21 protein-coding genes, 1 pseudogene and 1 riboswitch (1 of these 23 only partly in view) are annotated in these 25157 nt (G+C 55.7%); of the genes and pseudogenes, 13 read left to right on the top strand and 9 right to left on the bottom strand.

Going from position 1 to position 25157, the window contains the following annotated elements:
• The first annotated feature begins 76 nt into the window (after positions 1–76).
• The gene (locus tag NR114_RS05085) at positions 77–1042 is read left to right on the top strand and encodes a DMT family transporter (RefSeq protein ID WP_020827008.1); all 966 of its coding nucleotides are present in this window, start codon (positions 77–79) and stop codon (positions 1040–1042) included.
• A gap of 31 nt (positions 1043–1073) precedes the next feature.
• On the opposite strand, the gene fusA is transcribed toward NR114_RS05085, so the two are convergent.
• The 4 genes from fusA to NR114_RS05105 form a co-directional block, all read right to left on the bottom strand.
• Complete coding sequence (gene fusA, locus NR114_RS05090; protein ID WP_122079439.1) at positions 1074–3179, bottom strand: elongation factor G; 2106 nt, start codon at positions 3177–3179, stop codon at positions 1074–1076.
• Between the two features lie 272 nt (positions 3180–3451).
• Entirely contained in the window at positions 3452–4489 is a 1038-nt protein-coding gene (locus NR114_RS05095) for an ABC transporter ATP-binding protein (protein WP_176983532.1), read from the bottom strand.
• Positions 4486–6069, bottom strand: coding sequence for an iron ABC transporter permease (locus tag NR114_RS05100; RefSeq protein WP_234529211.1), 1584 nt, complete (start codon positions 6067–6069; stop codon positions 4486–4488). The genes NR114_RS05095 and NR114_RS05100 overlap by 4 nt, the downstream gene beginning before the upstream one ends.
• 34 nt (positions 6070–6103) lie before the next feature.
• Positions 6104–7120, bottom strand: a complete 1017-nt coding sequence (locus NR114_RS05105) for an iron ABC transporter substrate-binding protein (protein ID WP_234529212.1) — start codon at positions 7118–7120, stop codon at positions 6104–6106.
• A 533-nt stretch (positions 7121–7653) separates the two neighbouring features.
• On the opposite strand from NR114_RS05105, the gene NR114_RS05110 reads away from it, so the two are divergent.
• From NR114_RS05110 to NR114_RS05130, 5 genes are all read left to right on the top strand, one after another.
• Entirely contained in the window at positions 7654–9318 is a 1665-nt protein-coding gene (locus NR114_RS05110; RefSeq protein ID WP_256813706.1) for an ABC transporter substrate-binding protein, read from the top strand.
• Positions 9319–9464: 146 nt separating this feature from the next.
• Positions 9465–9638, top strand: a riboswitch (M-box (ykoK) riboswitch).
• 72 nt (positions 9639–9710) lie between these two features.
• The gene (locus NR114_RS05115; RefSeq protein ID WP_082144822.1) at positions 9711–10733 is read left to right on the top strand and encodes a magnesium transporter; all 1023 of its coding nucleotides are present in this window, start codon (positions 9711–9713) and stop codon (positions 10731–10733) included.
• 142 nt (positions 10734–10875) lie between these two features.
• Entirely contained in the window at positions 10876–10968 is a 93-nt protein-coding gene (gene mgtS, locus NR114_RS05120) for a protein MgtS (protein ID WP_020827001.1), read from the top strand.
• 110 nt (positions 10969–11078) lie between these two features.
• Positions 11079–11258 (top strand): hypothetical protein, encoded by a 180-nt coding sequence (locus NR114_RS05125; protein ID WP_020827000.1) that lies wholly within the window; start codon positions 11079–11081, stop codon positions 11256–11258.
• 26 nt (positions 11259–11284) lie between these two features.
• Positions 11285–12667 (top strand): cation diffusion facilitator family transporter, encoded by a 1383-nt coding sequence (locus NR114_RS05130; RefSeq protein WP_048758808.1) that lies wholly within the window; start codon positions 11285–11287, stop codon positions 12665–12667.
• 13 nt (positions 12668–12680) lie between these two features.
• Here NR114_RS05130 and NR114_RS05135 read toward each other — a convergent pair whose 3' ends face one another.
• Positions 12681–13133, bottom strand: coding sequence for a GNAT family N-acetyltransferase (locus NR114_RS05135; protein WP_234529214.1), 453 nt, complete (start codon positions 13131–13133; stop codon positions 12681–12683).
• A 45-nt stretch (positions 13134–13178) separates the two neighbouring features.
• On the bottom strand, positions 13179–14906 hold the full coding sequence (locus tag NR114_RS05140; protein ID WP_234529215.1) for an ABC-F family ATP-binding cassette domain-containing protein: 1728 nt from the start codon (positions 14904–14906) through the stop codon (positions 13179–13181).
• A 485-nt stretch (positions 14907–15391) separates the two neighbouring features.
• Between NR114_RS05140 and NR114_RS05145 the strand changes: the two genes are divergently transcribed.
• The gene (locus NR114_RS05145) at positions 15392–17818 is read left to right on the top strand and encodes a DUF3772 domain-containing protein (RefSeq protein ID WP_116690423.1); all 2427 of its coding nucleotides are present in this window, start codon (positions 15392–15394) and stop codon (positions 17816–17818) included.
• Positions 17819–17824: 6 nt separating this feature from the next.
• Here the strand turns inward: NR114_RS05145 and NR114_RS05150 are convergent, their stop codons facing one another.
• The gene (locus tag NR114_RS05150) at positions 17825–18322 is read right to left on the bottom strand and encodes a DUF2938 domain-containing protein (protein ID WP_234529216.1); all 498 of its coding nucleotides are present in this window, start codon (positions 18320–18322) and stop codon (positions 17825–17827) included.
• Between the two features lie 100 nt (positions 18323–18422).
• Here NR114_RS05150 and NR114_RS05155 point away from each other — a divergent pair, with 100 nt between their 5' ends.
• A complete protein-coding gene (locus tag NR114_RS05155; protein WP_116690424.1) occupies positions 18423–19088 on the top strand; it encodes a metalloregulator ArsR/SmtB family transcription factor in 666 nt (221 codons plus the stop codon).
• Positions 19089–19109: 21 nt separating this feature from the next.
• On the opposite strand, the gene NR114_RS05160 is transcribed toward NR114_RS05155, so the two are convergent.
• Complete coding sequence (locus tag NR114_RS05160; RefSeq protein ID WP_020826993.1) at positions 19110–19283, bottom strand: hypothetical protein; 174 nt, start codon at positions 19281–19283, stop codon at positions 19110–19112.
• 174 nt (positions 19284–19457) lie between these two features.
• Between NR114_RS05160 and NR114_RS05165 the strand changes: the two genes are divergently transcribed.
• Complete coding sequence (locus tag NR114_RS05165) at positions 19458–19727, top strand: PTS transporter subunit EIIB (RefSeq protein WP_020826992.1); 270 nt, start codon at positions 19458–19460, stop codon at positions 19725–19727.
• On the opposite strand, the gene NR114_RS05170 is transcribed toward NR114_RS05165, so the two are convergent.
• Positions 19728–20663, bottom strand: coding sequence for a LysR family transcriptional regulator (locus tag NR114_RS05170; RefSeq protein WP_046373478.1), 936 nt, complete (start codon positions 20661–20663; stop codon positions 19728–19730).
• Between the two features lie 123 nt (positions 20664–20786).
• Here NR114_RS05170 and NR114_RS05175 point away from each other — a divergent pair, with 123 nt between their 5' ends.
• From NR114_RS05175 to NR114_RS05190, 4 genes and pseudogenes are all read left to right on the top strand, one after another.
• A complete protein-coding gene (locus NR114_RS05175) occupies positions 20787–22052 on the top strand; it encodes an ABC transporter substrate-binding protein (protein ID WP_234529217.1) in 1266 nt (421 codons plus the stop codon).
• Between the two features lie 33 nt (positions 22053–22085).
• Positions 22086–23081, top strand: coding sequence for a carbohydrate ABC transporter permease (locus NR114_RS05180; RefSeq protein WP_046373480.1), 996 nt, complete (start codon positions 22086–22088; stop codon positions 23079–23081).
• Positions 23078–23923: a carbohydrate ABC transporter permease gene (locus tag NR114_RS05185; RefSeq protein ID WP_234529218.1), complete on the top strand. Its 846-nt coding sequence runs from the start codon at positions 23078–23080 to the stop codon at positions 23921–23923. The genes NR114_RS05180 and NR114_RS05185 overlap by 4 nt, the downstream gene beginning before the upstream one ends.
• 32 nt (positions 23924–23955) lie before the next feature.
• Positions 23956–25157, top strand: a pseudogene (locus tag NR114_RS05190) (alpha-glucosidase) (it continues 167 nt past the right edge of the window).

A 25157-nucleotide genomic window follows, 5' to 3' on the forward strand; every position in this document is an offset into this window, starting at 1 on the left:
CCGAGCTCGTTAGGCTGACCCCCAAGTATTTAATCACGGGTCCGCATTGCTGTTCCCGGTTGTTGATGGAGTCATTATGTTTGTCGGCGTGTTATTTGCCTTGTCTGCCGGGCTGATGTGGGGGCTGATTTTTGTCGGCCCGGTGTTAATCCCTGAATACCCGGCGGCGTTGCAGTCGACCGGGCGTTATCTGGCCTTTGGGCTGATTGCCTTGCCGTTGGCGTGGTTTGATCGTCATCGTCTGAAAAAGTTACATCGTCACGATTGGCTGGAGGCGTTAAAGCTGACGGCGATTGGCAACCTGCTGTATTACCTGTGCCTGGCGAGTGCCATTCAACGTACTGGCGCGCCGGTTTCTACCATGATTATCGGTACGTTGCCGGTGGTCATTTCGGTGACCGCCAACCTGTTTTACAGCCAGCACGATGGCCGACTTTCCTGGCGTAAACTGACGCCGGCGCTGGTGCTGATTGCCTGCGGTCTGGCATTGGTCAACGTTGCCGAACTGCAGGGCAATACGGCCCCGGTTGACGTCTGGCGTTATACCAGCGGCTTGGGCCTGGCGGTGTTGGCGGTGGCGTGCTGGACCTGGTTCCCATTGCGTAATGCCCGCTGGCTGCGGGAGAACCCGGGCCAAAGGTCCGCAACCTGGGCAACGGCTCAGGGGCTGGTGACGCTGCCGCTGGCACTGATCGGTTACGTGGTGGTTTGCGGTCAATTGGCTTTTACCCAGCCGGAGTTTGCGTTGCCTTTCGGACCCAGACCTGAAGTATTTGTCCCGTTGATGATTGCCATTGGCATGTTGTGTTCGTGGATTGGCGCATTGTGCTGGAATGAGGCGAGTCAGCGCCTGCCGACGGTGTTGGTCGGGCCGCTGATCGTCTTCGAAATTCTGGCGGGGTTGGCTTACACCTTTATGCTGCGCCAGGCCTGGCCACCGCTGCTGACGTTGGGCGGTATTGCCTGCCTGATCGTGGGAGTGGTGTCTGCGATGCGGATTAAGCCACAGCCGGTGGTGGTCAGTATTGGGGCCAAGGAGTAATGCCTGCCGCAGAGCGCGGCAGGCGGTAAGTTTACTTTTTGCTGTGGTGAATGATCTCTTCGGCCACGTTGCGCGGCGCTTCGGCGTAGTGGCTGAACTCCATGGTGTAGGTGGCGCGCCCCTGCGACATCGAGCGCAAGGTGGTGGAATAGCCAAACATCTCCGACAGCGGCACCTTGGCATGAATCTCCTTGCCGCCGCCGCCCGGAATATCTTCCATCCCTTGCACCAGTCCGCGGCGTGACGACAGATCGCCCATCACGCTGCCGGCGTAATCTTCGGGCGTTTCTACCTCTACCGACATAATGGGTTCGAGGATCACCGGATCCGCCTGACGGCAGGCCTCTTTAAAACCGAAGATGGCCGCCATACGGAACGCCTGCTCCGAGGAGTCGACGTCGTGGTAAGAGCCAAAGGTCAGGTGCACTTTGACATCGACCACCTGATAGCCAGCCAGCACGCCGTTATTCAAGGCTTCCAGCACGCCTTTTCTCACCGCCGGGATAAATTCGCCCGGGATCACGCCGCCTTTGATTTCATCGAAAAATTCAAAGCCCTTGCCCGGCTCATTGGGTTCCACCGTCAATACCACGTGGCCGTACTGGCCTTTACCGCCGGACTGGCGCACGAACTTGCCTTCCACGTCGGTCACGCGCTTGCGGATAGTTTCGCGGTAGGACACCTGCGGTTTGCCGGTGGTGGTCGCCACGCCAAATTCACGCCGCATGCGGTCGACGATAATTTCCAAATGCAGTTCGCCCATGCCGTAAATAATGGTCTGGCCCGACTCTTCGTCGGTACGCACGCGAAATGACGGATCCTCTGAGGAAAGGCGTTGCAGCGCGATGCCCATCCTCTCCTGATCGGCTTTGGTTTTCGGCTCAATCGCCTGAGCGATGACCGGTTCCGGGAACACCATTTTCTCCAGCGTGATAATCGCGTTGGGATCGCACAGGGTGTCGCCGGTGGTAACATCTTTTAGCCCCACGCAGGCGGCGATATCACCGGCGTGCAGCTCTTCGACATCTTTACGATCGTTGGCGTGCATTTGCACGATGCGGCCAATACGTTCTTTCTTCCCCTTCACCGGGTTGTATACGCTGCTGCCTTTGGCCAATACGCCGGAATACACTCGCACAAAGGTCAATTGGCCGACGAAAGGATCGGTCATCAGCTTGAATGCCAGCGCCGAGAACTTTTCATCGTCAGACGCGCGGCGGATCACGATATTGTCGCGCTCGTCGTGGCCTTCCATCGGTGGAACGTCAAGTGGCGAGGGCATCAGCTCAATCACCGCGTCCAGCATGCGTTGCACCCCTTTGTTGCGGAATGCGGAACCGCACAGCATCGGCTGAATTTCGCCGGCCACGGTGCGCAGGCGCAGGCCGCGAACGATTTCCTCTTCGCTTAGCGGTACCTGATTAAGGTACTTGTCCATCAGCTCTTCCGAGCCTTCGGCGGCAGCTTCGACCATTTTATCCCGCCATTCCTGTGCCGATTCACGCAGATCCGCCGGGATCTCTTCAAAGCTGAAACTCATGCCCTGGGTCGCTTCGTCCCACAGGATTGCTTTCATGGTCACCAAGTCCACCACGCCGGTGAAGTGGTCTTCAGCACCAATGGGTATGACGATCGGTACCGGATTGGCCTTAAGGCGCTCGATCATCATTTTGCGCACGCGGAAAAAGTCAGCGCCCACGCGGTCCATTTTGTTGACGAACGCCAGCCGCGGCACCTTGTATTTATTGGCCTGGCGCCAGACGGTTTCCGACTGTGGCTGTACGCCACCCACCGAGTCGTAGACCATGACCGCGCCATCGAGCACGCGCATCGAACGTTCGACCTCAATGGTAAAGTCTACGTGCCCGGGGGTGTCGATAATATTGATGCGGTGCTGCGGATAATTATGCTGCATGCCGTTCCAGAAACAGGTCGTCGCCGCCGAAGTAATGGTAATGCCGCGTTCCTGCTCCTGCGCCATCCAGTCCATGGTGGCGGCGCCGTCGTGCACTTCGCCCAGCTTGTGACTGACCCCGGTGTAAAACAGAATCCGCTCGGTGGTGGTGGTTTTGCCGGCATCGATATGCGCCGAGATGCCGATATTGCGGTAGCGTTCGAGGGGGGTAGTACGTGACATAATTAACCTTTCTTAGCCGCATCAAAGAAGGGCGGCTTTAAGCAGCATGAATAATTATGATAATCCTCTGTGGGTTATCTCCGGACGGGTGAATGCTTGCACCGGTCACAAACTAATCGTAGTTGATGAAAGGGTTTTTACTCAACGATGGCTGCGATAGGTTTTATCGTTGAGCGAGTTGAGTGAGACGCCAGAGTACTGCAACGCGAAGGCCAGGTTCGGGGGATACCGATGCCTGTTCTGAAGGCACCGGTTTGACTGAGTGGCAGGCATTACCCGGCAAAAATATGTGCCTGACCGATGATATTCAGATTGACCAGGGTACCGGCGCGAAGGCCTTCGCGGCTGACGGTTTTAAGTTCAATCGTGGCGTCGTTGTTGGCCATACGCAAATTCAGGGTGGAGACAAAACCGGCGAAATCGATGTGGGTCACTACCGCCTGGCTGGAGTGTTGCGACTCGGACTGACTGATTTGGACTTGCTCCGGCCGCAGCATGATGCGAGCAGGCCCACGGCGGTTACAGTCGTCCACGGCAATCCGCCCCAACGCGCACTGGGCCCAACCCTGTTCCAGATCGGCGGAGAGCACCAGCGTCTCACCTAAAAATGTGGCGGTGGGTTCGTCGACCGGTCGTAGATAAAGATCCTGCGGCGGCCCAACCTGTGCCAGACGGCCATTGCGCATCACCGCCACCTGATCGGCAAACGACAACGCTTCAGTCTGATCGTGGGTCACCAAAATAGACGCCACTTTGGCTTCGGCCAGCAGCTCTGCCACCGCTTTGCGGGTCGCGGCACGCAAGCCGGTATCCAGCGCGGAGAAGGGTTCATCCAGCAACATCAATTTCGGCTGCTGGGAGAGTGCCCGGGCCAACGCCACGCGTTGCTGTTGCCCGCCAGAAAGTTCGTGGGGCCACAGTGCACCCAGGCGACGATCCAGCGCCACCATGTCCATCAGCGCATCTATACGCAGCTGCTTGTCGCGCTTGCTGCCCTTCAGGCCAAAACCGATATTGCCAGCCACGGTGAAGTGCGGAAACAGCGCGCCATCTTGCGGGACAAAACCAATGCCCCGCAGGTGCGCCGGCACCCAGCCGCTGCCATTGTCCATCGAATGGCCCTGCAACATCACCCGACCGCTGTCCGGTATTTCGAAGCCGGCGATGATGCGCAGCAGGGTGGTTTTCCCCGAGCCGGAAGGGCCGACAATCGCGGTGCGGCTGCCCGGGGCCACCTGCAAATCAACATGCTCCAGCACCTTGATCGCGTTATAGGACTTGCCGATGCCTTGTAGTTCAAGCGTGCTCATAATCCCGCCGTGCGTTTGGATTGAGAATAAAGAAGCCAGGTCAGTGGCAGCGACAACACCACCATAATCAGCGCGTAAGGGGCCGCCGCCACATAGTCGATCTCGCTGGTCAGCGCCCAGAAAGCGGTAGCTAACGTGCGGGTACCGTTGGGGGCCAGCAGCAGGGTGGCAGTCAATTCGTTGGAGATGGCCAGAAACACCAGTGCCGCACCGGCGGCCGCGCCGGGAGCCGCCAGTCGCAGCGTGGTACTCCACAGCGCCTGCGCCGGGGATCGGCCGAGGCTGCGCGCCACATTTTCCAACTCTACCGGTGCCTGAGCGATGCCCGCACGCAGGTTGATCAAGGCTCGCGGCATAAACATCAGTAAATAGGCCAGCAGCAGGGTAATTTCGGTTTGATAAATTGGGCGGAAGCTGTGAATGGTGATGGTGACCAACGCCAACGCCACTACGATACCGGGCAGCGAGCTGGTGACATAATTGCAGCCTTCCAAAATCCGATACAGTCGTGCCGGATAGCGTACCGAAAGCCAGGCCATTGGTATGGCACATAAGGTGATCAACAGCGCTCCGCTGGCCGCCAATGACAGCGTTTGCAGCAGGGCTGGCAGCAGTTCGGTATTGCGCCAGACCTCAAATCCACCCAAGGTCAGCCAGCGGGCCAGCGTGATAAAGGGCACGCCCAGCGCCAGCGCGGTGAGCACCAAGGGCAGTAGCAGGCCGAACAGGGTAGCGGCAGGCCCAAGACAGTAAGCGTTCTGGCTACGGGCGCTGCCGGAACCGACGCGAGCATAGCGCGCTCGGCCTCGACTGCCGGCTTCCAGCAGCAACAGCACCAGGCAGCAAAGCACCAGTACCCCGGCCAGCATATTGGCCGCCGGGCCGTTAAAAGTGGACTGGAACTGATCGAAAATGGCGGTGGTGAAGGTATCAAAGCGGATCATCGCATACAGGCCGTATTCCGCCAGCAAATGCAAAGCGATCAACAGTGAACCGCCCCAAATCGCCAATTTCAGCTGGGGCAATACCACGCGGAAAAACACCGCCAGCGGGCGGGTGCCCAGCGAAGTGGCGACGTCTTCAATACCGGGATCAAGCCGGCGCAGTACTGCGGCGGCCGGCAAGTAAATAAACGGGAAGTAGGCAATGACCGAAATAAAGACCCCTGCGCCCAAGCCATGCATCGAAGGTACCAGGCTTATCCAGGCGTAGCTTTGCACAAAGGCGGGCACCGCCAGCGGTGCGGTTGCTAACAGTGACCAGATACGCCGTCCGGGCAAGGTGGTACGCTCGGTCAACCAGGCCAATGCCACCCCAAGAACGGCGCAAATCGGCAGTGTGAAGACCACCAGCAACAGAGTATTAAGCAGCAGTTCGGCCACCCGGGGGCGAAAAACCAGAGCTTTCACCGTCGGCCAACCGGTTTCAAACGCCACGCTAATGACAAACCCCAACGGCAACAGGGCCAGCAGGGAGAGTAAAATGGCGACCGCCACGATAAACAGCCCCGGCCGCTGATGGCGTCGGGCTGAAGCGTAACGTGGCGCTGCACCGGCAGCGTTGAAACCTATATTCGACATAGGGTTAAAAGCTCTCTTTACGGACAAGACTGGCTTACAACAAACCAGCTTCGGTCATCAATTCGACGACTTTTTTGCTGTTCAGCGCGGAGGCGTCGACTTTTGGCGCGTCCAGCTCTTTCAGCGGTACCAGTTTCGGGTTGGAGGCTGCGTTAACGCCCACGGCATATTCGAACGCATTGTTGGTACGCAGGATCTCCTGGCCGTTTTTACCGGTGATCCACTTCACGAACGCCTGAGCCTGCTGCTGGTGTTTGCTTGAGGCCAACACGCCACCACCGGAGATACTGACAAAAGCACCCGGATCCTGGTGTTTAAAGTAGTAGAGCTTGATATTTTTACTGTTCTCGCCGGTCTTGGCACCGTCGACAAAGGGATAATAGTGATAGATGACACCGCTGTCGATTTGGCCGGTATTCACCGCTTTCATCACGGTGCTGTTGCCTTTGTAAGCGGTGAAGTTGGTTTTCATCGCTTTCAGCCATTCCAGGGTGGCTTTCTCGCCTTTTAGCTCCAGCAAGGCGCTGACGATCGCCTGGAAATCCGCACCTGAAGGTGAGGCAGCCCAGCGGCCTTTCCATTCCGGCTTGGCCAGATCCAGCAGTGATTTCGGCAATTGCGCTTCGGTCAACTTAGCCGGGTTGTAGACGAACACCGTTGAGCGGGCAGCAATGCCTATCCAACGGCCATGCTGTGGACGGTACTGCGGTTCAACCTGGGCCAAGGTAGCGGCGTCCAGGGGCGCAAACAGTTTGGCGTTGTCCACCAACACCATCGCTGGGGAGTTTTCCGTCAGAAAAACGTCGGCAGGGGATGCACTCCCTTCTTGCACCAGTTGATTACCCAACTCACTGTCGCCGCCATTACGCAGGGTCACTTTAATGCCGGTGTCTTTGGTAAAACCGTCCACCCAGGATTTCACCAGGTTTTCATGCTGGGCGTTATAAATAACGATACCTTCATCCTGAGATGCGGCATTGGCGGAAAACGCCAGCATCATGGACGACGCCAACAGGGCAATGGGGCCGAGAGAAGTGAAACGCAGCTTCATACAGTCATCCTTTTTATTGAGAGAGTGCAGAGAAGAAAAGCGAATGAATAAGGCCTGACGAATGCCGGGCAGCCCTGATTGTATAGCAGCCCTGATTGTATATAAGAACATTAATAATGATAGTGAAAACGATTCGTATTAATTTATTTTTATAAATTGCTCACTAATTATCTTGTCTTAAGGAAAAATTAAGCTTGAGTATTATTGATTATTTTATTCGCTAATTCATCAGTACTTATAATGCGTTAATCGATTGGCAGTGCAATGAAACCAATAACCTCGCTGTTTGGCCTGTCATCTCCGCGGTCGGTGCCGCTGCTCTCAGAACCATGAGTGACGCCGTTTAATGCATTCAACCATCGCCATTAAGTGTTGGCCGGATAGCCGTTAACATTGCTTCAGCCCTGGTGAAAAACAGACTCATCAGGATGGCGAGTAGGAGTCTGATAATGAAAGAAATTCATGTTGTTTCACACCAGTTATTTTGGTTATGAGTCATAGCGTTTAATGATTTAATTTATTCAACTGCTTCGATGAATATAGGCGTCGACAAAACACCATTAAGGGATAACGACGTGACATATTCATTCAAGCTTAAGGGATTGACTGGTCTAATCATCTTGTCTTTGCAGGCTGGCATGGCGGTGCAGGCCGCCGAGGTGCCTGCAGGCGTTCAACTGGCCGCCAAACAGGAGCTGGTGCGGGCCAATGGTTACGAGCCGGCTACGCTGGATCTGAACCTGGCGGAAAGCAACGTGGAATTTTATATCTTCAATGACCTGTTTGAAGGGCTGCTGCGGGTGGGAAAAAATGGCGAGGTGATCCCCGCATTGGCCACTAAGTGGGAAACTAAGGGGACTGTCTGGACCTTCCATCTGCGGCCAGAAGCGAAATGGTCAAATGGCGATCCGGTGACCGCCGATGATTTTGTCTTTAGCTGGCGGCGCTTGACCGATCCCAAAACCGCTTCACCCTACGGCAGCTATCTGGCGTCGGCCTATGTATTGAATGCGGCGGAAATTAACGCCGGTAGCAAACCGCCGAGCGAACTGGGCGTGAAAGCGTTGGATGCCCATACCCTGCAGGTGACGCTGGCTGAACCTAACTCCTATTTGCTTAAACAGCTGGTGCATTTTCCGGTGCTGCCGGTAAATCGGAAAGTGGTGGAGCAATACGGCAAAAACTGGACCCAACCGCAAAACTTCGTCGGTAACGGAGCTTTCAAACTGGCGCAGTGGGTGGTGAATGAAAAAGTGGTCGTAGAGCGAAATACCCAGTATTGGGATAACGCCCACACGGTGCTCAATAAGGTGACATTCCTGCCGCTGCAAGGGTTCCCGGAAGTGGCGCGTTTTCGCGCCGGTGAGATCGAACTGGGTTATAGCGCGCCGCCAGAGTTATACCAACAGCTGAAAAAAAACCTGGGCGATGAGCAACTGGTGACTTATCCGCTGCTGTCGACCAGCTACTTTGCCTTTAATAACCGGCAGCCGCCCTTTAACGACGTGCGGGTGCGTCAGGCGCTGAATCTGGCGCTGGATAAACAGGTCATTGCCGGCAAGGTCTTGGGCTATGGTCAACAGCCGGCCTGGACCTTTACCCCAACCGGCTCCGGTGGCTTTACCTTACAGCCTGGCGTGGCGGCGGGGTGGTCGCAAGAGCAACGTATTGCCCAAGCGAAAAAGCTGCTGGCGGAAGCCGGTTTTAACGCGCAGCATCCGTTACGTTTCACTCTGCTGTACAGCAACGACGCCACCATCAAGAAAATTGTGATCGCCGCTAGCGCGATGTGGAAAAAGAACCTGGGAGCAGAGGTCACTTTGCAAAATCAGGAGCGCAAGGTGGTATTGGACAATATCAACAACGGTCAATACAGTGCGGCGTTCAGCCGTTGGTTGGCGGATTACAACGATCCTTCCACTTTCCTGAATGTATTCCGCTCTACCAGCAGCGAGAACTCGGCCAAATATGCCAATGAGCATTACGATCGGCTACTGCACCAGGCTACCGCGGCGCAAAGCCCGGAACAGGTGCAGCAGGCCTTCCAGCAGGCAGAAGATGTGTTGGCGGTGGATACGCCGGTGGCACCGGTGTACTACGAGGCTAACGCCACGCTGGTCAAACCCTATGTGAAAGGCATCGACTTTACCCGCCAGGGGCCGTTGTACGACAAAAACGTGTATATCCTCGCGCATTGACGGTAAATAATGTGGGTTAGGATTGTTCCGGCCCACATTTTATTATTTTTACCGAAAATGTTTTTTCTAAATGTTTCATCAACGGCAAGCCAGATTTTTGCCCATCGATTAAAAACCCTGCCTATACTGCCCCCCGTAGTTTATATGCAGTATCTCGTTTGGCGAGGCTCCTATACAAACACAGGTTACTGATCTGACGACATCGAGAGATGCCCAAGGTTAAGACAGGCTTTATCGGATTAAGGTTCAGCCCAAAGTAACTTCTGATTAACACATCAGATACGTTGTATAGTGCTAAAACCTGGACGCGGAGATAGGCTTTCTGCACTCCCTCTGTGGTTAACGCCCCTATGCGATTCGCTGTTGAAGTTTAAACAGAAATAGGGACTAACATAATGAAGTCACATCAAAATTACCTCTCCCCGGCGCTGGCCCATGCTGAAACTCAAGACGAGTCTTCGATTGCGAGCTATATGAACGCCGATTTTATTACCGTTCCCGGCAATATGACGGTCAACAAAGCCAAGGAATATTTTCTTTCTCAGTTAAAAACGGATGAAATTCCCGCTCAGCTGTTTGTCACTGCTGATGATTATCATCTGCGCGGTACGCTATCGGTAAAAAAATTATTGCAGTGCGAAGACGATGATAAACCCGTTGGCGTGATGATCAACCACAGCTATTTCCAAGTCTCTCCCGATGATGACCGTAATGACGTTGCCCATTTATTGGGTAAGGGCGGGCTGGACGTAGTACCGGTGGTGGTGAATAAAACGCTGGTGGGCGTGCTGGGCGAAAAAGAAATCGCCCGGCTGATTGAAGACGAAAATACCGAGGATGCGCAACGCCAGGGCGCCAGCCTGCCGCTGGACAAGCCTTATCTCGAAACCAGCCCCTGGGCATTGTGGCGCAAGCGTTCGGTGTGGTTACTGATGCTGTTTGTCGCCGAAGCCTATACCGGCAATGTGTTAAAGGCCTTTGAAGAACAGCTGGAAGCGGCGATAGCACTGGCATTCTTCATTCCGTTGCTGATCGGTACCGGCGGTAACAGCGGTACTCAAATCACTTCTACGTTGGTACGTGCCATGGCGTTGGGTGAAGTCAGCCTGCGTAACCTGGGCGCGGTGATCCGCAAAGAGGTGTCTACCTCGCTGCTGATAGCCGCTACCATCGGCATCGCAGCATGGGCGCGCGCCTGGATCATGGGCGTGGGTATGGACGTTACTATGGTGGTCAGCCTGTCGCTGGTGGCGATTACCGTCTGGAGCGCCATTGTTTCATCCATTATCCCGATGCTGCTCAAGCGTGTGGGCATTGATCCGGCGGTAGTGTCGGCGCCGTTTATAGCCACCTTTATTGATGGTACTGGGCTGATTATCTACTTCAAAATCGCCCAGCACGTGCTGGGGATATAAAGGGGCTTCCGCTCCGTGTGGTTGCCGGAGCGGAAATTAATTCTCAGTCAACAGGAGGTGCGTAAATATTCATGAATAATGAGATTATCCACTTTTTAATTAAAGAGGCTTTTATCGACAATAACTAATCGAGGACGAAATAATGGGAAACATGATCTTCTTTGTAGGATTCCTGAGCATCATCAGCTCACTGGGCCTGTTCGCCGCCTATATGAGCTCTAAATGGGATGATTAATGAACGCTAAAGATCCGCCTGGATGCATCCTCCCCGAAGTGTTTTATTACGACGGGGAGGATGCGATTAAACTCTGACCGCCTGATGCGGCTTTGTGGAGTATAACGATAATGATTATTTCTATTCTTGGTCTGCTCTATGCCATTTTGATGATTGCTGTGGGTGTGAATGAGATTTATTTTTATTCAACCGGAAAATCAGAATTTCTGTCTAGTTTAATGCTGACATTCTCGGGTAGTATGCTGCTGGTTGCTTTTGCCTGGCAATACTCGACTAAAATAAAGAAATAAATGCCCCTTTGAATGTGAGCCGTAATATGCAAAATGAAAAACAATCCGTTGCCAGAAATTCGATGATAGCCAGCGGGCTATTGGCAACCGGGAAATTTATTGCCGGCATTTTTACCGGCAGTATTGGTCTTATTTCTGAAGGGATCCACTCTTTCACCGATTTTATTGCCACCAGTATTACCTGGCTGGCGGTGCGCATCAGCGACAAACCCGCTGATGACGACCATCATTTTGGTCATGGCAAGGTCGAAAATCTGGCCGCGCTGTTTGAAGTACTGTTGCTGTTGGGGGCTGCCGGCTGGATTGTTTACGAGGCCGGCAAAAGCCTGCTCGGGGAGGCGCATGAAATTGTCGCTGCCCCTGTGGTCATTGCGGTGCTGTTGATCTCGATTGTGGTCGATTTTTTCCGCGTCAGGGCGTTGAATCGCGTGGCAAAGGCCACTGACAGCGCGGCGCTAGAGGCCGATGCGCTGCATTTCTTCTCAGATATGTTGGCTTCTGCCGTGGTGCTGTTGGGTATGGTGTTCGTCATGCTCGGCTTCAACCGTGCAGACGCCATCGCGGCGTTGATCGTAGCCTGTTTTATTGTGGTCGCGGCGGTGAAACTGGGGAAACGTTCATTCGATTCGCTGATGGATACCGCGCCTGCCGGTGCCAAGGAAGAAATCGATGCCTTGCTCCAGAGCTTCCCCGCAATACTGGCCACCGAGAATATTCGCATCCGCAACGCCGGTGCCATGTTGTTCATTGAGGTCACCGTCGCCGTGTGTCGCACCTTGCCGCTGGAGCGTATCAACGCGCTGAAAAAGTCGATTGCCGAACGTCTGGAACGGCAATATGCCAATGCCGAGGCCACGGTGATTGCCAACCCGCAAACCCGCAGCGACGAAGACATGGCGACCCGTATCCGGGTGATCGCCGCCAACCACGGGGCGGTGGTGCAAAATTTGGCCCTGCAACAGCTGCCGGAACGCATGTCGATCAGTCTGGATCTGGCCGTACCTGCCAGCGCCAGCGTGGCACAGGCTCACGATATCGCCAGTGAGATTGAAACCTTGCTGCGCGAGGCGATTGGCGAGGAGACTGAAATTGAAACTCATCTTGAACCGCAGACGCACCACTGGGTAGCCAGTGAAGATGTTGCACCGGAAGAGCTGGCGCACATTCGTCAGATCCTGCATGTGGCGGTAGAGAACGGTGAAATGGTGCAGGACGTGCATAACATTCGCGCACGCAAAACCGCGAACGGCATTATCGTCAACTTTCATTGTCGGGTTTCCCCGGCGGCCTCTATTGTGTCCGCGCATGCTGCGGTAGACAGCATCGAACGCCAGTTACGCGCACTTTATCCCAGCATATCGCGGGCAGTAGGGCACGTGGAGCCGATTAAGCCTAAACCCGGCATCTAGTTTCTGGTGCTTATCAAGGGGCGCTGCCGACGCAAAATGACAGCGCCCAGTGAGGTCGGATCCCCGGTTTTTCAACCCAGGCCCGGTAAGCCGTCGGTGGTACCACCGACAGCCAAAAGGCGAGGCCGCCCGGATTGTCTGCCAGCACCGACAGCTGCCAACGACCGGGATGCAGGGCAAACAGTGCCTGCACGGCACTTTTACCTATACCGTATTTTCGCCAGGGTTTGGCGACATAAAACTCCGCCATCTCCATAGTGGTAGCTGGCAGCAGCGTTCTGACCAAGGCAAATCCCACCGGTTGTGCCTGGTTTACTATCAGATACGGGTACCTGCCGTTTTCATGCCAATAGCGAGCCAGGTGTGGATAGTCAGTATCCGCAGCCAGCTCCCGCAAATAGTTGGGCAGCATCGCCGCCAGCAAGGGTCGCTCCTCACGGGTTGCCAACCTGAGATGAATATTCATACCACCTCCCTAAGAAAAAGGCCGCCCGCAGGCGGCCTGTACAGGTTAGTCCAGATTTAACTGTGCGGTAATGGTCGCGATTTCACTTCGCCATTGCTGCTGCAGCTGCACTTTTTGATGCTTGGGTTTACGCGCCAGATCTTCTTGCAGTTTGCTTTCCAGTTCAAACAGCGCGGCCAACAGTCGCTCCTCGTCTGCATGCTGCAATTCGCGACAGGCAGGCTGCTGGGACGAGGTGGTCATTGGCGCGGCCTCCGTCGCTTGTGCCAACCGGTGGTAGACCGGCTCCAGATCCTGCCACTCTTCCAGCCTTTGCTGGTCAATCAACCAGAAGCGGTTACAGCTATTTTCGATCAGCATTCGGTCGTGGGTGACCAGCATCACTGCGCCTTCAAACTGACGCAGGGTCTCGGCCAGCTCTTCTTTGCCTTCCATATCCAGGTGGTTGGTCGGCTCGTCGAGCAATAACAGAGAGTAGTTGGCCAGCGTCAGCCCAACAAACAGCAGGCGCGAACGCTCGCCGCCGCTCAGGGTGCTGATGCGCTGCTGATGGCGCAGGTAAGGGAACCCGGCACCAATCAGCGCCATTTTCCGCTGTTCCTCGGTCAGCGGCGCGAAATGCGACAACGCCTCGCTCAGCGTATCCTCGTCACGCAGTTGCTGCAGGCTTTGATCGTAATAGCCGATGCGGACTCGCGGGTGGAACACGGCTTCCCGTTGGTTTGGGTCTTGGTATTCGCGCCACAGATGATGTAGCAACGAAGATTTACCGCAGCCGTTACGCCCGACGATGGCGATGCGATCCCCGCTTTTAACCCACAACGATGCAAGCCTGAACAGAACCGGAGCCTCCGCCGCCGGGCGCACGTCCAGTTGCGGCAGGGCCAGCAGGCGATCGGCATCCAGTGCCTCGCCCTTTAACCTGAGCCGCCATTGGCTGCCTGCGCTCAACGTGGTTTGCTCTTCTTTCAGCCGATCAACGCGTTTTTCCATTTGCTTGGCCTTGCGAGCCAGGTCTTCGTTATCGTAAACCCGGCCCCACACGGCCAACCGCTGGGCACTTTTCGCCACCCGGTCGATCTCTTTCTGCTCCGCCTGACGGCGGTGTGCGTCCGCTTCATCCTGTTCCTCCAGTGCCTTGCGTGCGGCGGTACAGGGCAGGCGGAAAAACTGCAGAGTTTTATCGCGCAGGATCCAGGTGCAGTTGGTGACCTGATCCAGCAAATGCCGATCGTGAGATACCAGTACGAAGCTGCCGGACCAGTTTTGCAGAAACTGCTCCAGCCACAGCAGGGTCGGCAGGTCCAGGTGATTGCTCGGCTCATCCAGCAGCAGCAGGTCGGGTTGGCGAATCAACGCGCGCGCCAACAGCAAGCGCGTATGCTGGCCGCCGCTCAGTGTGCCCGCAGTCAGTGTCCATGACGTTGGCGCAAAGCCCAGGCTGCTTAGCAGCACTTCGCCTTGCCAGCTTTCACTGACGCGTTGGTTTTCCGGTAGTCGCGCCATGACCGCATCCAGCAGGCTGCAGTCGTGCAGAGCTTCGGGCAGGTGCTGTTCCACCCGCGCCATCAGGCACTGGTGGGCAGGGGTTACGCTACCGGCGCTGGCGGGCAGATCGCCACTGAGGATTTTAAGCAGGGTGCTTTTACCGCAGCCGTTGTGGCCGATTAAACCGATGCGATCGCCTTTTTTCAGGCTAAAGGAAACCTCAACCAGCAGAGGGCCGAAATTGTTGTCGTAGCCGACAGATAATGCAGAAAGTAATGTGCTCATTGCTTACTCAAGAGTTACAGGCATGCGTATGCCTATCGTCAAACATCGCTGACGACAACCCGGTAAGCCGGAGGGAAGGGACTCAAATGTTAGTAAGCTTCGCTCAAGCCTGGGTTATCGCAGCACGATACCGGTAATGCTTGAGCAGCGGCAATTACTATAGAAGTGTGAGTAAAAAAACAATTCACACATCGGCATAGTAATCCTCCTTTTATAACGTAGGTTAATGAATGAGCTGAGTATAGGGGGCTTTGGCAGGTTGCGCTAGTGTAAATTCGCAGCGTTATCAGTGCGGTAAGCGGTAAATCTTCATTGCTTTTAGTGACGTTGTCACCATGAGAATCGTGCTGAATGGGAGTAATACTGATATTTAAGCGGAGATTAAGCAGTTATCATAATCTCAGTTTATGATTAGCCAGGCGGGTCGGTGACTACCGGCCCGCCTGTTTCGTTTGTCTATCATGTAAAGGCTGAGCCCCGAATTTATGTTAAAGCCCCGTCAAATTATTCTTTTCCTGTTCCTGCTGTTTGGCTTGCAGTTGGCGCCGCTGACCAGCGTTGCCGCACAGGATGACAGCCCGGTAGCCGAAAGCCAGCCGGACCCTGCGACCGCCCTGAAAAACTACCAGAAGCAGTTGGACAGCATTAAACAGCAGGTTTCCAAAGCCAGTAACGATACCCAGCTCAGTAAGCTGAAATTGACCACTGACGATCTGGCCGCCAAGCTGGAAAAGCTGGCGGCCGACTTGCAACCGGCGCAAGAGAAGCTGCAGGCGCAACTGGACGTGTTGGGGCCGCAACCGGCGGCAGGCGCGTTGGCGGAAAACGCAGCAGTGGTACAACAGCGCAATGCCTTGAATAACAGCAAGAAGCAGCTCGACGAAGCGGTTCAACGCGCACAGGCGATGAGAGCTGGCGTGCTCGATCTGGGGCAACAAATCAGTGACTTACGTCGCGTCGCGTTCAAAAGTCAGTTGGCGTTGAACACCGGTAGCGTGTTGGGCACCAAATTTTGGACGCCGGTGATAAAGCCTGCCGATGACGACGTGCAGCGCCTGGATCAGTTCAACGCCGCAATGAAACAGACCTGGGACGCCAGTTGGCAGGAAGATTCACGTTACGGCACCCTGGGTCTGTTGGCATTGGCGGTGGTTATCTGGTCGTGGGGGCGCTATTTTTCCGAGCGTTTCCTGGCGTGGGTGAGCATCCGTTATCTTCCGGACGGGCGTTTGCGCCGCAGTTTTATGGCAATCATGACCGTCACCGTCACGGTTGTTACTACCAGCATTGCGTTGAACCTGCTGTTCCTCACCTTCACACGCGTACAACCCTTACCGGTGATGCTGGAGGATTTCGCCGGGAGTTTTTATCAGTTAGGGATTTTCTGCGCGCTGATTGCCGGACTGGGGCGCGCAACGCTGTCACTTAATCGCCCTTCGTGGCGCCTTGGCACCCTGGATAATGCCGTTGCCTCAGGTCTGCGCTATTTCTCGCCGCTGTTGGCCGGGCTGGCATTGGCATTTGGTACGGTAGAACTTATTAATAATGCCGTCAGCGCCAGTTTGAGCACCACCATTTTTGGTAATGGCCTGGTTGCCGGCTTGATTGGCATGGTGTTGCTGGCGATGCCACTGCGTTCTCAGCGTATCCGCCGTCAGTTGGAACAGCAGGGCGAACACGTAGAGAAGCGCTCCACCATCAGTGGGCTTTTGCATATGAGCACCCTGGTGTGTTCAAGCGTGATCTTGCTTTCGCTGCTGATAGGGTATATCGCTTTTGCCCGTTTCCTGACCTATCAGGTGATTTGGATCGCGCTGGTGTTAATGACGTTCTATTTCCTGGTGCTGTTCGCCACTGACCTGTGCGCGGCAATCTTCTCGCCGCAAACCGCCAGCGGCAAGATGCTGAAGAAGTCGCTTAATTTTAAGGATCGCCACCTGGAGCAGATGGCGATCATCTTCACCGCCATCGCCAAGTGCTCGCTGCTGTTGTTGATGATTGTCTCGTTGTTTAACGGCTCGTTTGGCACCACGACGCCCAACTCGCTGTTGGAAAAAATCATCGCCATTCTTAGCGGCGAAGGGCTGAAACAACTGAACATTGTGCCCGGTAACCTGATCAATGCGGTGATTTGCCTGGCCATTGGCATCTATATTCTGCGAGTTACCCAGCGCTGGTTAAGCCAGGAACTGCTGCCAAAAACCATTGCAGATATCGGTATTCGTGCATCGCTGGTGACGTTGTTCAGCAACGTGGGCTATGTGCTGTTGATCCTGATTACCCTGGCGGCGCTGGGCATCCAGTGGAACAACCTGGCCTGGATCGTCAGTGCCTTGTCGGTGGGTATCGGTTTTGGTTTGCAGGAAATCGTGAAGAACTTTATTTCCGGTTTGATTCTGTTGACCGAACGCCCGGTGAAAGTCGGCGATATGATCGGTATCGGCGGCGTAGAGGGGGACGTGCGTCGTATCAATGTGCGCGCCACAGAAATCCAGCTTAGCGACCGCTCGACGATGATCGTACCTAACTCTCAACTTATCTCGCAAAACGTGCGTAATGCCACCATGGGCAATGCGCAGGGGGTGGTAACTATTGCGCTGACCTTCCCGACGGATATCGATCCGGAGCAGGTTCGCAACATCCTGCTGAGCGCTTATCAGGAATATGAAGCCATTCTGGATGCCCCGGCGCCCTATGTGCGCTTCAGCCAGCTCGGCCCGGATGGCATTATCCTCAGCGTGACCGGTTATGTCGCCAGCCCGCGCATGGTCGGTTCAACCAAGAGCGAACTGTTGTTCAATATTCTCAAATTGCTGCGGGCACACCGTGTCAACATGTCGAGCCCGCAGGAAGTGGTGTTTATGAAACAGCAGGCGAAAAATCTGGCCAACGAAGAAGAACAATCTTCGTAGCTGGGATTACCACAGCCCGGCGCAAAGGACAGCGCTGAGATAAAGGCCTACGCCGAACACGGCGTGGGCCATCACGCTGCGCAACCGTGCCACCGGCGGATTAGGTGTTTTGCTGGCTGCGATACCGGCACCCATACCGGGCTGCATCAGTAAAAACGGGGCGCAGACGCTGACCACACCAAACGCTAGCGCCGGTAACAGCGTAGGGTGACGCAGCCAGTCTTGCCCGCCCAGAACCAGCAGCAAGGCGGCGAAAACTATCCCTATGGCGTAATGGGCCCCCCAGCCGATCGGCTTTTCGAAGCGTACCTGGGTTGCCTGTCCGATGTTTTCATGCCTAAAGCGGCCACGTGGAAAATGTCCGATCCAGCGGCCCACCATCGCGTAGTTTAGCGAGGGGATGCCAAACACTCGCTGGAGTAACCCAGCCCAAAGATCCATAACCAGCGTGGCTCCGGTGCCGAGAGTCAACGATGCCACGATAAACTCCATTTCGTTATTCACTGCCCATTCTCCTTATTGTTGGGGATGGTCGATTATTCATGGGGTTTTTGATACACTATCATTCAATTGATTTATTGAATGATGAAAGAGGGCGGATGGAATGTCAACCAAGGATAACGATCCTCAACCGCAGCTGTTTGCCGAGTTGGCGGAATTGGCACGCAGCCTGGGGAACGCGCATCGGCTGATGTTGTTGGAGCATATTGCCCAGGGTGAGCGAGCGGTGGAACGGCTGGCGGCACTTGCCGGGCTGACGATCGCCAATGCTTCGCAGCACCTGCAACACTTGAAACGCAGCGGGTTTGTGCAGAGCCGTCGTGATGGCAAACAGGTGCTATATCGCCTCGGCGACGGCCCGGTGCTCAACCTGTTGGCGGCACTGCGTCAGTTTGCGGAACATAACCGAGCGGAAATCCGCGCGCTGGTAACGGACAGCCTGCAGCAACCTGAGGCGTTAGAGGCCATTTCGCGTGAAGAGCTGCTGTCGCGGATAGAGGAAAACGGCGTAATTCTGCTCGACGTACGCCCGCATGAAGAGTATGCGCTGGGGCATTTGCCGGGCGCATTGAACATTCCGTTGGAAGAGCTTGAGCGTCGATTGGCCGAGTTACCCGAAGGCCGTGAAGTGGTCGCCTATTGCCGCGGCCCTTACTGCGTACTTTCGGTTAACGCCGTTGCTGCGCTGCGCGCCAAAGGTCGCGAGGCCCGCAGGCTGGAAGACGGATTTCCTGACTGGAAAGCGGCGGGCCTGCGTATAGAGATCTGATCGCGGCCCGCATGGCTTGCGTTAGTGCATCGCCGGTACCACGGACTGAGAGCAGTCGCTGTTGGCGCTGGCGGAGGAATTATTGCAGGTTTGTGGATCATTATGCACCGGCGGTGGCGGCACATCCTGTGGGCCGCCCCGGCCAAGGCAGCCGGAAAGCATCAGCATCAAAAACAGGGGAATTATCGCTTTCATCTCAATTACCTCCTATCTGTACACTCCGTTAAGTATATGCCTTGTAACAGATTGGGGGCGCCGAATGATGCGTTATAGATAGGGTCTATATTGCACCGGGTGAAACCAATTTCACTTCGGCCTGCCGCCGGCTCTATGCTGTTGTTGCATAGGCAATCTTTTTCTGGAGGCACAATGGAAACACATCAGCTTGCGGCGTCGGTGCTGGCCGCCTTTGGCGGAGCGGAAAACCTGACCAAAATACGCTACTGCGCTAGCCGTATCAGGGTGGAACTGCGCGATGCCGGGCGGCTGGATCGACCGGGCATCGAAGACCTGAACGGTGTTAAAGCGCTTTTGGAGGTCGACACTCCACGTCTGACTACCGAATATCAGCTGGTGGTGGGGCCGGGCAATGCCCGACCGCTGTACCAGGCGCTGGTGGCGCTGACCGGCGAGAAGTAGCTACGACAACAGCGGGCGGATCTGTTCCAGGTGCTGCTGCATTAGTGTTTGCATCTGCACCACATGCGGGGCATCCGCCTTTTCGCGCATCAGATAGATACCGACGGTGCAACGTGGTCCCGGCTGGATCAGCTGCAGGGGTTCAATGCCGTAATCCGCAAAATAACCCGCCATACAGGAGGGATAGCTCAGCAGTACCGCATCGGAATCGTTGATCATGTCTACAGCCGACATCATGGAATTGGTCGAACAAATTACCCGCTCCGCCAGATGCAGGCGGTTTCGCGCCAGCTTTTTCGGCTGCATATCTTCCACCATATGATGATAACGACTTTCATCCGGGGTCAGCTCAACGCAGGGGTAGTCCAGTAGCGCATCCGGGCCCACCGTCTGTCCCAGCAGCGGGTGTCCGCGCCGCACGAACATACTGTCGGTGGTGCCAAACAGCGGCAGAAAGCTGATGCCTGCTTTAGGGTTCAGCCCTTGAATTTCATGGCCGATAAACAAGTCGATATCCCCGCCCAATAGCAGGTCCATCAGGCGCAGGTGGTTGCCCAGATCGATATGGATATTCACCAGCGGATGCAGCTTGCGGTAGGCATTGAAGCTGTCGCGTACAAACATATACCACCAGGCATGACCGGTGCCCATACGCAGGCTCTGCTCCTGACGTGCTTTGATAAATGCCAGTTTGATCAGCGTGTTGTCGTAGATACGCTGCATCATCTGCGCCTGCTCCAACAGCAGATCGCCGTACTCGGTGGTTTTTACCCCGGTTGAGGTTCGCTCCAGCAGCTGTACCCCGAGGTTCTCTTCCAGTTTCTTCATGTTGTGGGTCAGCGTCGGCTGGCTCAGGCAAAGTTTGTTTGCTGCATGACTCACATTTTTGAACATCGCCACTTCGATAAACTGCCGAAGAATTTTGTCCACGATCATATTTTCCACTGGTGGTATAGAAAGTTTCTATATCGTAGCGGTGAAAAACGATTTCCGCCAATGACCTGCCTTCGATAGCTTGCTCCTATGCCGGTATTCCCAGCCGCCACCAGAGAGGATGCAATGAGAAGATTGATACCGAGTATGATTGCCGCCGCACTGGCGTTGATGTCCGGGCAAGTATTGGCCGACACGTTGCGTATGCAATGCGCGCCAAGCAAAGAAGGGCGCCAATACTGCAACGAGATCAAACAGCGCTTTGAGGCTCAGACTGGCCATACCCTGGAATTTATCGATCTGCCTCCTGCCTCCGATGAAAAGCTGTCGCTGTTCCAGCAACTGTTTGCCGCCAAAGACGCCAGCGCCATCGATCTGTTTCAGGCCGACACCGTATGGATCGGCGTATTGAACAAACACCTGCTGGATCTGACCGACAGCGTGAGCGACATCAAACAGGATTTCTTCCCCGCCGCCTGGCAAAACAACGTGGTTAATGGCCGGGTCAAAGCGGTGCCGGCTTATCTGGACAGCGGTGCGCTCTACTACCGCAAGGATCTGCTGGAGAAATACGGTGAACAACCGCCGGAGACCTGGGCCGATCTGACCCGCGTCGCAACCCACATTCAGCAAGCTGAGCGTGCCGCCGGCCACAAAAACTTTTGGGGGCTGGTGTTTCAGGGAAAATCTTATGAGGGGCTGACCTGCAACGCCCTGGAGTGGGTGGCGTCGCAAAACGGCGGCAGTTTTATTGATGCTCAGGGCAATATCACCATTAACAACCCGCAAGCGGCGCAAGCGCTGAATATGGCCGCCGGTTGGATTGGCAAAATCACGCCGAAAGGCACGCTTGGCTACATGGAAGAAGAGTCGCGGGCGGTATTCCAAAACGGCGATGCGCTGTTTATGCGCAATTGGCCCTACGCCTACGTGCTAGCGCAGGACAGTAGCAGCGCGATCCGCGGCAAAGTGGGGGTGATGCCGTTGCCGAAAGGGGCTGACGGCCATTCGGTCAGCGCGTTGGGCGGTTGGCAGTGGGCAATCAACGGCTATACCAAACACCCCGAGGCGGCCATCGCGCTGCTGAAAATCGTCAGCGATGCCGAATCGCAAAAAAGGGCGCTGGCGTTATTGGGTCAGGCTCCTTCGCGCACCGCGCTGTACGACGATCCGCAAGTATTGGCGCAGGCGCCTTATTTGGCAGACTTCAAGGGTATATTCGCCCAGGCCATGCCGCGCCCGGCCACTCAAACCAAACGGCAATACGCGCAGGTTTCCCGAGCCATCTACAACGCCACCTTTAACGTATTGCGCGGTGACAGTGACGGTGTCACCGCCGTGGCGGATTTACAGCAGCGACTGGAACGGATCAAAGCCAGAGGATGGCGCTGAATCATCTCCCCATTAACCGCCGGAGTCTGATGCATGAAACGCGAAACGCACGCTTTATCCCTGACGGCTACCCCTGATGAGTCAGCCCAAGTGCTGCCGGCCAGGCGCAGCAAGCTTAATCACCAGCAGCGGCGCAGCCGCATCGCCTGGTTACTGGTGGCACCGGCGATGTTGCTGCTGGCGGTGGTAGCCGGCTGGCCGCTGCTGCGCACCCTGTTTTACAGCTTTACCGACGCCATGCTGGACGCGCCGGACGATTATCGGTTTGTCGGCTTCGCCAACTATCTGGATCTGACCGAGGGCGGCCACCACTACGGGGTGTTGGCGGATCCGCTTTGGTGGCTGGCGGTAGGCAACACGCTGCGCTTCAGTTTGCTGTCGGTATCGCTGGAACTGGTGTTCGGCATGCTGCTGGCGCTGCTGATGAATCAAAAATTCCGCGGCCAGGGGCTGGTGCGCACCGCCATTTTGGTGCCCTGGGCCATTCCGACCATCGTGTCCGCCAAAATGTGGGGCTGGATGTTCCACGATCAGTACGGAGTGGTGAACGACCTGCTGCTTAAAACCGGCATTATCGCCACGCCCTTGGCCTGGGTAGCGGAGCCGGGGCTGTCAATGTGGGCGGTGGTGATTGCCGACGTGTGGAAGACCACGCCGTTTATGGCCTTGATGTTGCTGGCGGCGCTGCAACTGATCCCCGGCGATCTGTATGAGGCCGCCCGCGTCGACGGTGCCAATGCCTGGCAACGGTTCCGCCGCATCACCTTGCCGTTGATTATGCCGGCAATGATCGTCGCGCTGATTTTCCGGGTGATGGATGCGCTACGGGTATTTGATCTGATTTACGTGCTGACTTCCAACAGCGAAGCCACGGTATCGGTGTCCGGTTACGCCCGGGATCGCATGGTCAGCTATCAGGAAATGGGCTCCGGCTCTGCCGCATCGGTACTGGTCTTTATGATGGTGGCGGGGATCGCCGCTTGCTTCCTTACGCTGGGCCGCCTGAACGACAAGGAGAAACAAGCATGAAACTGAGCCGCCAACAGCAGAAATACGGCCATAAAACGCTGATCTTCGCCGCGGCCGCCTTGGCCAGTGTGATCTGCCTGTTTCCGTTCTACTACGCGTTTATCACCTCGTTGCGTTCCGGGCAGGATCTGTTCCAGGTTGCTTATCTGCCGGGCAATCTGCACTGGGGCAATTATCTGACCGCATTGATGGAAAATGGCATCGCCCGCAGCCTGCTGAACTCCATTGTCGTGGCGACGCTGACGGTAGGCATTTGCCTGCTGGTGTCGATCACCGCCGCTTTTGCTCTGGCGCGTATCCGTTTTCGCGGCCGTAAGTATCTGCTGTTCACCATTCTTTGCGTCTCGATGTTCCCGCAGGTGGCGGTGCTGTCCGGCATGTTTGAGTTGGTGCGTTTTATGGGGCTGTACGACTCCCTGGGCGCTCTGGTGCTGTCCTATACCACCTTCTCGCTGCCGTTTACCGTCTGGGTGCTGACCACCTTTATGAAGGCGATCCCGGCGGAGCTGGAAGAGGCGGCGATCGTCGACGGTGCTGGCACCTGGACCATCATCACCCGCATCTTCGCGCCAATTATGGGGCCGTCGCTGGTGACCACCGGGCTGCTGGCCTTTATCGGCGCCTGGAATGAATTCATGTTCGCCCTGACGTTTGTCATTTCCAGCGGCAAGCGCACCGTGCCGGTCGCCATCGGCATGCTGCAGGGCGCCTCTCAGTTCGAACTTCCCTGGGGCACCATCATGGCGGCCTCGGTCATTGTCACACTGCCGATCATCGCACTGGTCCTGATATTCCAGCGTCGCATCGTCAGCGGATTAACCAACGGCGCAGTAAAAGGCTGATTTTCGATTAACCCTGAAGCAGGAGAAAAGTAATGGCTACAAAAATCGTTTTAGTGGGTGCGGGCAGTGCGCAATTCGGCTATGGCACGCTGGGGGATATCTTCCAAAGCAAAACGCTGTACGGCAGCGAGATTGTGCTGCACGACATCAATCCGTCTGCACTGGCAGTGACCGAGAAAACCGCCCGGGACTTTCTGGCTGCTGAAGACCTGCCGTTTACCGTCAGCGCCACTACCGATCGTCAAACTGCGCTGAAAGGGGCGGAGTTCGTGATTATCTCCATCGAAGTGGGTGACCGTTTCGCACTGTGGGATCTCGACTGGCAGATCCCGCAGCAATACGGCATCCAGCAGGTATACGGAGAAAACGGTGGGCCTGGCGGGCTGTTCCACTCGCTGCGGATTATTCCGCCGATCCTCGACATTTGTGCCGACGTTGCCGACATCTGTCCCAACGCCTGGATATTTAACTATTCCAACCCGATGAGCCGCATTTGCACCACCGTGCATCGTCGCTTTCCGCAGCTCAATTTTGTCGGCATGTGTCATGAAATCGCCTCACTTGAGCGCTATTTACCGGAAATGCTCGGCACGTCGTTCGAGAATCTAAACCTGCGCGCCGCTGGGCTTAACCACTTCAGCGTGTTGTTGGAGGCCAGTTACAAAGACAGCGGCAAGGATGCCTATGGCGACGTGCGCGCCAAGGCACCGGACTATTTCTCCCGCCTGCCGGGCTACAGCGATATCCTGGCGTATACCCGCACCCACGGTAAACTGGTGCAGACCGAAGGCAGCACTGAGCGTGATGCGTTGGGCGGCAAAGACAGCGCTTATCCCTGGGCTGACCGCACCCTGTTCAAGGAGATTCTGGAGAAATTCCACCACCTGCCAATCACCGGCGACAGCCACTTTGGCGAGTACATCCGCTGGGCCAGCGAGGTCAGCGATCATCGGGGCATTCTCGATTTTTATACCTTCTATCGCAATTACCTGGGGCACGTGCAGCCGAAAATCGAATTGAAGCTGAAAGAGCGCGTGGTGCCGATCATGGAAGGGATCCTGACCGATTCCGGCTATGAGGAGTCGGCGGTCAATATACCGAACCTGGGCTTTATCAAACAGCTGCCGGACTTTATTGCGGTGGAGGTGCCGGCGATTATCGATCGCAAAGGCGTGCACGGTATTAAAGTGGATATGCCGGCCGGTATCGGCGGGCTGCTCAGCAACCAGATCGC

The organism is Serratia sp. Ser99, assembly GCF_024519545.1.
Classification (GTDB): Bacteria; Pseudomonadota; Gammaproteobacteria; order Enterobacterales; family Enterobacteriaceae; genus Serratia; species Serratia liquefaciens.